Origin of the sequence: Nocardiopsis changdeensis, from assembly GCF_018316655.1 — a bacterium.
In the GTDB taxonomy this organism is placed as follows: Bacteria; Actinomycetota; Actinomycetes; order Streptosporangiales; family Streptosporangiaceae; genus Nocardiopsis; species Nocardiopsis changdeensis.
Map to the genome: position 1 here is coordinate 1,367,816 of NZ_CP074133.1, position 11,713 is coordinate 1,379,528.

Genomic DNA, 11,713 nt, shown 5'->3' on the forward strand with positions numbered 1-11,713 from the left:
GGCGGTCAGTTGGACTGCTGCACGGGCAGATGGCGCCCGAGGTACCCGATGTACACCCGGTTGGTGGTCCCGGGCCCCAGGTCGGGGAAGAAGTACAGCCGCGGGCAGATCCCGTACTCGATGTCGAGCTTGATGTGCGCGTACATCGGCACCCGCCCGGCGGGGTGCACGTCCTCCGGCACCCGGAAGAAGCGCTTCTCGTTGAGCTTGCCCCGGTTGCGGACGTGGTCCGACTCCTGCGACGCCAGCCGCTTGACCGGGATCACCCGGTACCCGTCGGGGTTCTCCTTGAGGTACGAGTGGAACCCCAGCCCCCGGTCGGGGTTGTCGAACTGGTAGCGGGCGTAGTCGTTGAGGGCGATCAGGGCCTCCCAGGCCCGGGTCACCCACAGGGACTCCTTGCGGCTGTCGGACAGCTCGTAGACCGTCTGGTCCTCGATGGTGAAGTACAGGTGCGGCAGCGCGGTGTCGTCGGTGATCCGCTCCAGCAGCTCGGACACGCTGCGCGGCGGGCGCAGGGCCGGGTCGCGCGGTGCGGGGGCGGCGGCCAGCCGGAACAGCCCGGCCTCGCGGGCCTGCTCGCGCAGCCACCGCACCTCGTAGCGGGCGCCGCGCAGCCGCCCGCGCTCCTCGTCCAGCTCCTCGGCCAGGTCGGCGGTCTCGGCCAGCAGTTGGCGGCGCTCCTCGGCCAGCTCGCCGATCCGCTCGCCCTGCCGGGTGACCTCCTCCTTGAGGCGCTGCACCTGGAGCTCCAGGGCCTTGACCTCCTGGGCGGCCGCCAGGTCCGCGGCCTGCCCGGACTCGCCCGCCGGGTGCGCCCCGGCGACGCCCGGGGACACGCCGGTCTCGGGGGAGGGGGCGCGGCGCAGGTCCTCGGTCTCCTCGTCCAGGAGGGCGTCCACCGCGCGCAGGGGGCCGGGCAGGTCGATGTCCAGGGCGTTCTCGCGCACCCGCCGGGACAGCGCCGCGCCCACCCAGTTGCGGATGCGCTCCCCGTCGCGGGCGGTGTCCAGGGTGCTCGGGCTCATCCGGGGGTGCCGGGAGGGGTCGCCCCCCGTCCCGGGTAAGAAGGTCCGCACCCCGCCGGAGGGGATGTCCATCCCCTCCGGGAGCAGGTGCACGATCCGCTCCTGGGCGGCGGAGTCCAGCACGTACACCGACCCCATCCCGGTGCACCGGGACAGGGCTGCGGCCATCGCGGTGCGCCAGTCCGCGACGGTGACGTCGCCGGGGGCGCCGGTCGCCAGGACCGCGAGTCTTCGCTCCGGGTCGCGGATCGCGGACACCAGCGCGTCCATCAGCGTGTCGTCGCGGCCGCGCACGATCACCGGCACCGGGGGGATCCGGTGCCCGCCGTCGTGCGCGGGCAGGGCGTCCAGCAGCATCCGCGCGGCCTCGGGCGGCATGATGTCGAGCCGGGGCTGCTCGGAGGCGCCCGCGGTGTCCACCGCCATGTCCAGCCACAGGTACCGCCACGGTGCCAGCTCCGGGTCCACGACGACGGTGACGACCGTCCGCCACACCCCGTCGGGCTTGTCGGACTCGGTGGTCAGCCGCAGGAAGGACAGGCCCTCCTCGGGGTTGTCGTGCCGCACGACCAGGGCCCGGGAGCGGTTGCTCAGTTCGTAGCGCCCCGAGGCGGTGAAGTCCACCCGCGCTCCGGAGTTCCCCCGTTTGCTCAGCCACCGGGACAGCACGGCCGACGCGGTGGCGATGGGGTCCCCCTGGTCCTCCGGGACCGCGATGAGCGTGCGGTAGACAAGCGGCAATGGGCACTCCCGGGCTTCCGTCGTCGGCGGCGGACCCGAGGACCCGACCCGAACGAGCCGGTAGGGCCCTCATCACCACTGTGTACGAAAGAGCACCCCGGCGCCAGTCGGGCGACCGGAGGTGGTCTTCACGGGGTCCCGTCGCCCAGGGTGTACCCGTCCTCGGTCCAGGGAATCTCGGCGTCGTCGATGTGCACGTGCCACCGGGCGCCGGGCAGGGCGCGGCGCATCCTGCCCAGGGCGTCCAGGTAGTGGCGCAGCTGGGCGAAGAGGGGCTCGAACCCGCAGGCGGGCGGCGGCACCTTGCTGGACCCGGCCAGCACCTGCGCCCCGTGGAGGTGCTCCTCGGAGTAGAGGAACAGCCCCTCGAAGACCTCCGCCGGCGACCGGTACTCCTCGGGCATCTCACCCGAGGCGTGCCAGGCCGGGAACAGCTCCAGGGCCTCCTCCCGCAGGGCCTCCTCCCCTTCGGAGGCCAGGCGCGCGATCGTCGCGCGCTCGTCCCCGGTCAGCGGGGTGTCGCGTTCGGCGCTGTAGTAGAGGGAGACTCCCATGGGCCGGCCTTCCTTCGGGTGCGGGTGTGCGAGGTGTGTCCTGTGGGACGACCCTAGAAGAGGGGGCCGACATGCTCCATTGCGGCCAATCCGCGGCGCCCGCCTGGCAAGTCTGGACAAGGCGGGGGCGGGGCCCGGGTACTAGCGTCCCTTCCATGTCCACGCACCCGTTCTGGCTGGCCGGCACCGCCGCGACCGGCGACAGCGAACTCACCGTCGTCAACCCCTACACCGGCGAGGTCGCGGGCCGCGTCTCCGTGCCCACCGCCGACCAGGTCGAGCAGGCCGTCGCCGCCGCGCACGCCGCGGCCGCCCAGGCCGCCGCCCTGCCCGCGCACGCCAAGGCCGCCGCCCTCGACCACATCTCGCGCCGCATCGGCGAGCGCGCCGAGGAGATCGCGCAGACGATCACCGCGGAGAGCGGCAAGCCGATCAAGTGGTCCCGCGTCGAGGCCGCCCGCGCCGTGTCCGTGTTCCGCTGGGCCGCCGAGGAGGCCCGCCGCGACAGCGGCGAGCTCCAGCGCCTGGACACCGACGCCGGCGGCACCGGCCGGATGGCCCTGGTCCGCCGGGTCCCGCACGGCCCGGTGCTCGGGATCTCGCCGTTCAACTTCCCGCTGAACCTGGTCGCCCACAAGATCGCCCCGGCGATCGCCGTCGGCGCCCCCATCATCCTCAAGCCGGCCCCGGCCACCCCGATGACCGCGCTGCTGCTGGGCGAGATCATCGCCGAGACCGACCTGCCCGCGGGCACCGTGTCGGTGCTGCCGATGCCCAACGACCTGGCCGGCCGCCTCATCGACGACGCCCGCCTCCCGGTCATCTCGTTCACCGGCGGCGCGTTCGGCTGGGAGATCCAGAAGCGGGCCCCGCACAAGCACGTCACCCTGGAGCTGGGCGGCAACGCCGCGGCCGTGGTGCTCGACGACGCCGACCTGGACTGGGCGTCCTCGCGCGTCGCCCTGTTCGGCAACAACCAGGCGGGCCAGGTCTGCATCGGCGTGCAGCGGGTCGTCGTCACCGGCGCCGTGTACGACGAGTTCGTGTCGCGCCTGGTCGAGAAGGTGGAGGCGCTGGGCACCGGCGACCCCGCCGACGAGGGCACCGACGTGGGCCCGCTGGTGGACGAGGCCGCCGCGGTCCGCGTCCAGGAGTGGGTGGAGGAGGCCGTGGCGGGCGGCGCGAAGCTGCTCACCGGCGGCACCCGCGACGGTGTGACCGTCGCGCCGACGGTGCTGGCCGACGCCCCCGCCGACAGCCGCGTGATGCGCCAGGAGGTGTTCGGCCCGGTGCTGGTGCTCCAGCGGGTCGCCGACACCGACGCCGCCTTCGCCGCGGTCAACGACAGCGACTTCGGCCTCCAGGCGGGTGTGTTCACCCGCGACCTGCCGACCGCGTTCCGGGCCCACCGGGAGCTGGAGGTGGGCGGCGTGATCATCGGCGACGTGCCGACCTTCCGCGCCGACCAGATGCCCTACGGCGGCGTCAAGGGCTCGGGCGTGGGCCGCGAGGGCGTGCGCGCGGCCATGACGGACCTGACCTACGAGCGTGTCCTGGTGCTCACCGGCATCAGCCTGTGAGCCGCCGCCGACGGCTCCCGCTCACTGCCGGGCGGGAGCCGTCGGCGTACGGGGACCGCGGCCGCGGCCGCGGTCCGTCCGTGCGGGGGGCGGCGCCGGGGCCTACGCCCCGGACGCGTGCTCGTACAGCCTGCGGGCCTCGTCGCCGAACCGCGGCCCGTACTGGGTCCGCCGGTCGTCGGCGTACTTGAAGCTCACCACCGAGGACACCGTCCCCACCCCCGTGGCGGGGTCGAACCCGGTCAGCCACGGCCCGCCGCTGGAGCCCTGGGTCATCCCGCAGCGCATCCCGTTGGCGGTGGTCCCGCCGGTGTCGGCGCGGGTGCGGCCCGAGCAGTAGTGCAGCTCCCGGCCGTTGTACGGGGAGGCCGCCGGGTACCCGAACGAGTACACCTGCACCCCGTTGCGCACCCGCGTGTCCGTCCAGGTGTCGAACGCGATCCGCTGGGAGCCGACCCGGTCCTGCACGGTCCTGCCGTCGGCGGTGTTCACCACCGCGACCGCGAGGTCGTAGCTGTCGTCGGCCCGCTTGGACCACTCCGGCGACACCAGCAGGTCGCGGGCAGTGTAGCGGCCGTAGGGCGAGGACCCGTCGTCGAAGCCGGGCACGAACGTCCAGTTGCGCGCCCAGGAGCCGGTCCCGTCCTTGGCGCAGTGCCCGGCGGTGACGACGGTGCTCCCGTTGGGGGCGTCCACCACCGAGGCCGAACAGGTGAAGTCGCGCCCGTCCATGGTCAGGAACACCTTGCCGGTGGTGCGCACGACCCGGCCCCCGGCCGTCCACCTCTCCCCGGTGCTGTCGTCGCGCGGGGCCGCCTGGTGCTCGGCCTCGGGGCGGGGGACCACCCCCTGCGCGCCGGACAGGGTCCGGTCGAGCAGTTCGGTGATGGGGCGGGCGGCGGCCATGCGCTCGGGGGTCCAGTAGGACAGCACGGCCCGCTGCTGGTCCTCGGTGACCGCCGCGCTCAGCCGCACCACCCCGTCGGCCTCGGAGAGGGCGGTGTGCGCCTCCTGGAGGCGTTCGGGGACGGTTCCGGCCTGTGCGGGGTCGGGCATCCGGTCGGCGTAGGCGAGGCCGCCGACGGAGAGGGCCGCCGCGGCGAGGGCGGCCAGGAGTTTGTGCGCGGTGGACGAGGTCATGGACCGCATTTTTGCACACATGAAGTAATCACATGACTACTTTGAGTTTGTGTCCAGGGGTTTTCGGGAAAACGCGGACGGCCGCCTCCGATACGGGGGCCGTATCGGAGGCGGCCCGGGCGGTCGCGCCGTGCCGCGGGAGTGGTGCGGCGCGCCGCCGGTCGGGCGACCCGCTTTCCGGTCACGCACCCGGCGGGGTTCGCGTCGGTGCCGTTTCGGCGACGCGGGCCCCGCCGGAGCGGTCGGGGGCCGGTGTCCGGGATCAGGAGAAGGGAATGGTCACCCGGGTGGGCTCGGCCTCGGGGGAGGACACCGTCACCCGGTTCCCGATCGTGCTCTTGCTGTCGTAGCGCAGGTCGCGGGTGTCCACCACGACGGACAGCCGGTGCCCGGCGGGCACGTCCCACACCACCGGCGACAGCTCGGTCGTCACCGTCACCGGTGCGCCCGGGCTCGCGTCGCGCAGTGTGTAGGGGGCGTGCGAGAGCAGGGCGCCCCGGCCGCCGGCGTCGATCGCGTACAGGTACACGAACACCGACTGCGTGCTCGCGGTGGGCGTGAACGTGAACGTCGCCTCCGGGGTGCCCGCCACCCGGGCGCCGTCCGGGTAGGCCGGGCTCGTCCACACCCCGGCCCGGTAGCGGTCCACGGTGGGCAGCAGCACCCCCGTGGGCACGTCGAAGAACTGCTGGAGGGCGCCGCTCAGCATCACGGTCCCGCTCTCCGCGGTGGTGCCGATCCCGGTGCGCACCCGGTAGTCCCACCCGGTGTCGGGGTCGGCGCCCATGGCGCCGCTGTTCTGCCAGCGGGCCCAGTCCGTGCTGGGCTCGCCCAGGTAGAAGGTCTGCTCGCCGCCGGTCACCGACTCCCAGTCCGGGTACGAGGTCCAGGTCCCGCGCCCGTTGTTGGGCTTGACCATCACCGGGTCGGCGGTGTCCACGCCGTTGTCCTCGCCCTTGAGGTGGTGGTCGAACCAGTCGCCGACCCCCGCCCAGATCTCGTCGGGCAGCCCGGCCGCGCCGAAGATCTCCTGGGTGGCGTGGTCGCCGGGGGCGATCATGAGCCGCTTGGGGCCGGTCAGCTCGCCGTAGAAGTCGGTGATGTGCCCGACCGGGAACATGCCGTCGTTCCAGCCGTGGGCCATCATCACGGCGGTGCCGTTGGCGTTGAGCCGGTCGACCTTGGTGGCGGCCGACCGGTCGGGGGCCATGTCCAGGGCGGGCTGGATGTCCCCGCGCCGGTAGGCGCGCTCCACGTTCTGGAGGGTCTCGCCCTTGCGGCCGGTCAGCGCGGCGGCGCCCAGCAGCAGCTCGGCGGACTGCACGTCGACCGTCTCGTTGGGGTAGAGCGACTCCCGGAGGTCGGCCCAGCCGCTGAGCGAGGCCACCGCCTTGATCCGGTCGTCCTCGGCCGCGGTGAGCAGGCTGATGCCGCCGCCGTAGGAGATCCCGGCCATGCCGATGCGCTCGGGGTCGGAGTCGGTGTTCTCCAGGGCCCAATCGATGACCGCGCTGGCGTCGGCCCGGTCCTCGGGGCCGGCCACCTCGATGGCGCCGCCGGAGTCCCAGAAGCCGCGCGAGGAGTAGGTGACGACCTGGTAGCCGGACTCCTGGGCGAGCCGGGCCCCGGCGCCCACGTACAGCAGGTGCGGGGTGGCCCAGGCGGACGGCATGACCAGCAGGGGGTGCGGGCCCTCGACGCCGGTGGGCGTGATGACCTTGGCCTTGATCTCGGTGCCGTCGTGGCTGGTGATGGTCACGTAGCGGATCTCGGAGCCGATCGCCGCGGCGGCCGGTGCCGGGGTCAGCAGGACCGCGGCCAGTACGGCCGCCGCGAGCCCGGACAGCAGCCGGACGAGGGCGGGGCGGCGGAGCGGGGGAGAGGGACGCGGGGTCTGGGAAGGCATGTGTCGGGAACCTCGGGGGAGCAGGGACGGGAGGTTTCCGATGGGTCGTCGCGCCGCCGAGGCCATCGGGGGAGTGCCGACCGGGGAGGCCGGTGCGCAGGAGGAATGGGGGGTGACGGGGGTCGCAAGTAACTGTGAGGTAACTTACCCACCGGTTAAGTTAGGACAGCTGGCGCCGCTTGTAAAGCCCCCGTGACACCGCGCTTCCCCTCGACCCGCGGGTCGGCTCCCGCGTCCGGTCCCGCGGACCTGACAGTTCGTCCACAGGCCCCGGCGGCGGTGCCCCGCTTGGGCGACAATGGGGACGTGCGACAAGAACAGCAGCGAACCGTAGTCCTCCTCGGCTCCACCGGCTCGATCGGCACCCAGGCCCTGGACCTCGTCCACCGCAACCCCGACCGCTTCCGCGTCGTCGGCCTGGCCGCCGGGGGCGGCCGGGTGGACCTGCTCGCCAAGCAGGCCGCCGAGTTCGGCGTCCCACGGGTGGCCGTCGCCGACCCCGCCAAGGCCGACGAACTGCGCCGCGCCCTGGCCGGGCACGGCTCCACCGCCACCGTGCTCGCCGGCCCCGAGGGCGTCGCCGAGCTCGCCGCCGAGCCCTGCGACACCGTCCTCAACGGCATCACCGGCGCCCTGGGCCTGGAGTCCACGCTGGCCGCGCTGCGCGCCGGGAGCACCCTGGCGCTGGCCAACAAGGAGTCCCTCATCATCGGCGGGCCGCTGGTCCGCGACCTGGCCCGGCCCGGCCAGATCGTCCCGGTCGACTCCGAGCACTTCGCCATCGCCCAGTGCTTCCCCCACCTGCCCGACGAGGAGCTGCGCAGCCTCGCCCAGGGGCACGTCACCGCCCGCCGCGACGAGGTGCGCCGCCTGGTCGTCACCGCCAGCGGCGGCCCCTTCCGCGGCCGCCGCCGCGAGGAGCTGGAGGGCGTCACCCCCGCCGAGGCGCTCGCCCACCCCACCTGGAGCATGGGCCCGGTCATCACCGTCAACTCCGCGACCCTGCTCAACAAGGGCCTGGAGGTGATCGAGGCCAACCTGCTGTTCGACATCCCCTTCGACCGCATCGACGTCGTCGTGCACCCGCAGTCGATCGTCCACTCGATGGTCGAGTACGTGGACGGGTCCACCATCGCCAAGGCCAGCCCGCCCAGCATGATGATCCCCATCGCCTACGGCATGAGCGCCCCCGACCGCGTCCCCGACGCCGCGCCCGGCATGGACTGGACCAGGGCCCAGACCTGGACCTTCGAGCCCCTGGACCACGAGGCCTTCCCCGCCGTCCGGCTGGCCTGCGAGGTCGGCGAGGCGGGCGGCACCGCCCCGGCCGTGTACAACGCCGCCAACGAGGAGGCCGTCGACGCCTTCCTCGCTGGAAACCTCGCGTTTCCGGCGATCCTGGACACCGTCGCGCGGGTAGTCTCTGAGCATCAGCGAACGGAACGCCCCGGTGAGGCGTCCCAGCGACCAGGGGGCCTCACCCTCGACGACGTGTACGCCGCTGACGGATGGGCCCGTATCCGAGCGCGCGAACTGGTCGCACGCCGGGCCTGACACCGGTGTAGGGAGAGATGCATGGTCCTGCTGCTGACCGTGGTCGGGATCGTCCTGTTCGTTCTGGGGCTGCTGTTCTCGATCGCCTGGCACGAACTCGGCCACCTGGGCACCGCCAAGCTGTTCGGCATCAAGTGCACCGAGTACATGGTCGGGTTCGGCAAGACCCTGTGGTCGTTCCGCCGCGGTGAGACCGAGTACGGGGTCAAGGCCGTCCCCCTGGGCGGCTACGTCCGCATGGTCGGGATGATGCCTCCGGCGCGGAAGACCGCCGACGACAGCGGCCGCAAGCTCTCCCGCTGGCGCGCCATGGCGGAGGACGCCCGCGAGGCCTCCTACGTGGAGCTGGGGCCGCAGGACCAGGACCGGCAGTTCTACCAGCGCGCGCCCTGGAAGCGCCTCATCGTCATGTTCGCCGGGCCCGGGATGAACGTCGTCCTGGCGGCCATCCTGCTCGGCGTCCTCTTCATGGGCATCGGCGTCCCGCAGCAGACCACCCAGATCGCGGTGGTCAACGAGTGCGTGGTCTCCGCCGAGGCCGAGAGCCGGGTCGACTCCTGCGAGGGGCTGCCGCCAACCCCCGCCAACGAGGCGGGCCTGCGGCCCGGCGACGTCATCGTCGAGGTCGACGGACAGCCCACCCCCGAGTGGAACGACGCCAACCAGCTCATCCGCTCCTCCCTGGGGCCCACCGAGATCGTGGTGGAGCGCGACGGGGAGCGGCTCCCGCTCACCGTCGACATCATCGAGAACGAGCTCCCGGCCCGCGACGCCGAGGGCGAGTTCATCTACGAGACCGACGCCGACGGCGACGAGATCACCGACGAGCAGGGCTTCCCCGTCTACAAGATGGAGACGGTCGGGTTCCTGGGCATCATCTTCGCCACCGAGCGCGCCCCGCTCACCCTCGCCGAGTCGGCCGGGGAGATGGGCAACATGATGATCGGCGTCGGCGAGGCGCTCATCGCGCTGCCGTCGAAGATCCCCGGGGTGTTCGCCGCCGCCTTCCTCGGCGAGGAGCGCACCGCGGACTCGCCGGTGGGCATCGTCGGCATCTCCCGCATCGGCGGCGAGATCATGGCCCAGGGGCTGCCCATCGCCGACACCGCCTCGATCATGATCCAGATGCTGGCGGGCGTGAACCTCTTCCTGTTCGCCTTCAACATGCTCCCGATCCTGCCGCTGGACGGCGGGCACATGGCGGGGGCCATCTGGGAGTGGATCAAGCGCGGCTGGGCCAGGCTCACCCGCAGGCCGGAGCCGGCCCCGGTGGACGTGGCCATGCTGACACCGGTCGCCTACATCGTGGTGGCCTGCTTCCTGGCGTTCAGCGTGGTGCTGCTGATCGCCGACCTGTTCAACCCGGTCCGCCTGTTCGGCTGACCGGGCCCGGGCCGGCCGCGGACCGCGGCCGGCCCGGGCACCCGCCGCGCGCATCCGGGCCGGGCTCGGCCGCCTTCGGCCGGACCCCGCCCGGTCTGCGGGGATCCGCCCCGATGCGGGGGTTCCGTGTGATGCGAGGCACCCCCCGGGGTGCGGGTAACCTGGGTGCGCGATCCGGGAACGGCGGCACGTCCCGCACGGCCGCCCCGCACAGGCGTCGATTCCCCGGTCGTGGCTCCGCGCAGCGCGCCGGGCGCCTTCTCTGTGAACCGGACGAAATTCCAAGTGCCGCCCCTCCCTCCGGCGGCAGACGAGGTGAATCAAGCGTGACGACCGTCGATCTCGGCATTCCCGCCACCCCGCCGCGCCCGCTGGCGACCCGGCGCAAGACCCGGCAGATCATGGTCGGCAACGTCCCCGTGGGCGGGGACGCGCCGGTGTCCGTGCAGTCCATGACCACCACCCGCACCTCCGACATCAACGCGACCCTGCAGCAGATCGCGGAGCTGACCGCCTCGGGCTGCCAGATCGTCCGGGTCGCGGTGCCCACCAACGACGACGCCGACGCCCTGCCGATCATCGCGAAGAAGTCGCAGATCCCGGTGATCGCCGACATCCACTTCCAGCCCAAGTACGTGTTCCAGGCCATCGACGCCGGCTGCGCGGCGGTGCGCGTCAACCCGGGCAACATCAAGAAGTTCGACGACAAGGTCGCCGAGATCGCCAAGGCCGCCGGGGACGCGGGGGTGCCGATCCGCATCGGCGTCAACGCCGGGTCCCTGGACAAGCGGCTGCTCGCCAAGTACGGCAAGGCCACCCCCGAGGCGCTGGTGGAGTCCGCGCTGTGGGAGTGCTCCCTGTTCGAGGAGCACGGCTTCCGCGACATCAAGATCTCGGTCAAGCACAACGACCCGGTCGTCATGGTCAACGCCTACCGCCAGCTCGCCTCGGCCTGCGACTACCCGCTGCACCTGGGGGTGACCGAGGCCGGCCCCGCCTTCCAGGGCACCATCAAGTCCGCGGTGGCCTTCGGCGCCCTGCTCGCGGAGGGCATCGGCGACACCATCCGCGTCTCGCTGTCGGCGCCGCCGGCGGAGGAGGTCAAGGTCGGCACGCAGATCCTGGAGTCGCTGGGCCTGCGCGAGCGGGGCCTGGAGATCGTCTCCTGCCCCAGTTGCGGGCGCGCCCAGGTGGACGTGTACACGCTGGCGGAGGAGGTCACCGCCGGGCTGGAGGGCCTGGAGGTGCCGCTGCGGGTGGCGGTGATGGGGTGTGTGGTCAACGGTCCGGGCGAGGCGCGTGAGGCGGATCTGGGTGTGGCCTCGGGCAACGGCAAGGGGCAGATCTTCGTCAAGGGCGAGGTGATCAAGACGGTGCCGGAGTCCAAGATCGTGGAGACGCTGATCGAGGAGGCCATGCGGATCGCCGAGGAGATGGGCGAGGCCGGGGTCGAGCCGGGCGAGCCCACCGTCGCCGTCGCGGGCTGACACCCGCATCCACACCACGGCCGCGCCCCAGTCGGGGCGCGGCCGTTCGTGTTCCCCGTCCGGGGGAGCCCAGCAGGTGCCGGTCCGGCGCGCGTCGACCGGGTGGGGAGAGGGCCCCGGGGTGGGGCGGCGCCGGGCGGCGGGACCGTTCGGGAAGGGGAGTTTCCCGTATACGTGCAGGTCACCCGTGTGTCATCACACAGCGTGATTTAGTGTGGCATCCATCACGTCGATGTGCGTTTTCTTGCGCTGGGACGCATGTTCCGCGCGCGCATTCCGGATAGACGCAATGAATGTGGGTCATGTTACCCAGGTAACGCGGTTACCGTTGCTGAGGGCA

The 11,713-nt window shown here is 72.7% G+C and carries 8 protein-coding genes; 4 read left to right on the forward strand and 4 right to left on the reverse strand.

Features of this window, described 5'->3' with window-relative positions; genetic code table 11:
* Positions 1 to 5: 5 nt before the first annotated feature.
* Together KGD84_RS06380 and KGD84_RS06385 are read right to left on the reverse strand one after the other, a co-directional pair.
* Positions 6 to 1,769, reverse strand: coding sequence for a coiled-coil domain-containing protein (locus tag KGD84_RS06380; RefSeq protein ID WP_220565206.1), 1,764 nt, complete (start codon positions 1,767 to 1,769; stop codon positions 6 to 8).
* Between the two features lie 128 nt (positions 1,770 to 1,897).
* A complete protein-coding gene (locus KGD84_RS06385; RefSeq protein ID WP_220565945.1) occupies positions 1,898 to 2,323 on the reverse strand; it encodes a hypothetical protein in 426 nt (141 codons plus the stop codon).
* A gap of 155 nt (positions 2,324 to 2,478) precedes the next feature.
* Here KGD84_RS06385 and KGD84_RS06390 point away from each other — a divergent pair, with 155 nt between their 5' ends.
* The gene (locus KGD84_RS06390; RefSeq protein WP_220565208.1) at positions 2,479 to 3,903 is read left to right on the forward strand and encodes an aldehyde dehydrogenase family protein; all 1,425 of its coding nucleotides are present in this window, start codon (positions 2,479 to 2,481) and stop codon (positions 3,901 to 3,903) included.
* Between the two features lie 102 nt (positions 3,904 to 4,005).
* Here KGD84_RS06390 and KGD84_RS06395 read toward each other — a convergent pair whose 3' ends face one another.
* Positions 4,006 to 5,043, reverse strand: a complete 1,038-nt coding sequence (locus tag KGD84_RS06395; RefSeq protein WP_220565209.1) for a trypsin-like serine peptidase — start codon at positions 5,041 to 5,043, stop codon at positions 4,006 to 4,008.
* Positions 5,044 to 5,305: 262 nt separating this feature from the next.
* The gene (locus KGD84_RS06400; protein ID WP_220565210.1) at positions 5,306 to 6,949 is read right to left on the reverse strand and encodes an alpha/beta fold hydrolase; all 1,644 of its coding nucleotides are present in this window, start codon (positions 6,947 to 6,949) and stop codon (positions 5,306 to 5,308) included.
* 306 nt (positions 6,950 to 7,255) lie between these two features.
* On the opposite strand from KGD84_RS06400, the gene dxr reads away from it, so the two are divergent.
* The 3 genes from dxr (at position 7,256) to ispG (ending at position 11,373) form a co-directional block, all read left to right on the forward strand.
* Entirely contained in the window at positions 7,256 to 8,503 is a 1,248-nt protein-coding gene (dxr, locus tag KGD84_RS06405; RefSeq protein ID WP_220565211.1) for a 1-deoxy-D-xylulose-5-phosphate reductoisomerase, read from the forward strand.
* Positions 8,504 to 8,524: 21 nt separating this feature from the next.
* Positions 8,525 to 9,886, forward strand: coding sequence for a M50 family metallopeptidase (locus KGD84_RS06410; protein ID WP_220565212.1), 1,362 nt, complete (start codon positions 8,525 to 8,527; stop codon positions 9,884 to 9,886).
* Positions 9,887 to 10,212: 326 nt separating this feature from the next.
* The gene (ispG, locus tag KGD84_RS06415) at positions 10,213 to 11,373 is read left to right on the forward strand and encodes a flavodoxin-dependent (E)-4-hydroxy-3-methylbut-2-enyl-diphosphate synthase (protein ID WP_220565213.1); all 1,161 of its coding nucleotides are present in this window, start codon (positions 10,213 to 10,215) and stop codon (positions 11,371 to 11,373) included.
* Positions 11,374 to 11,713 lie beyond the last annotated feature (340 nt).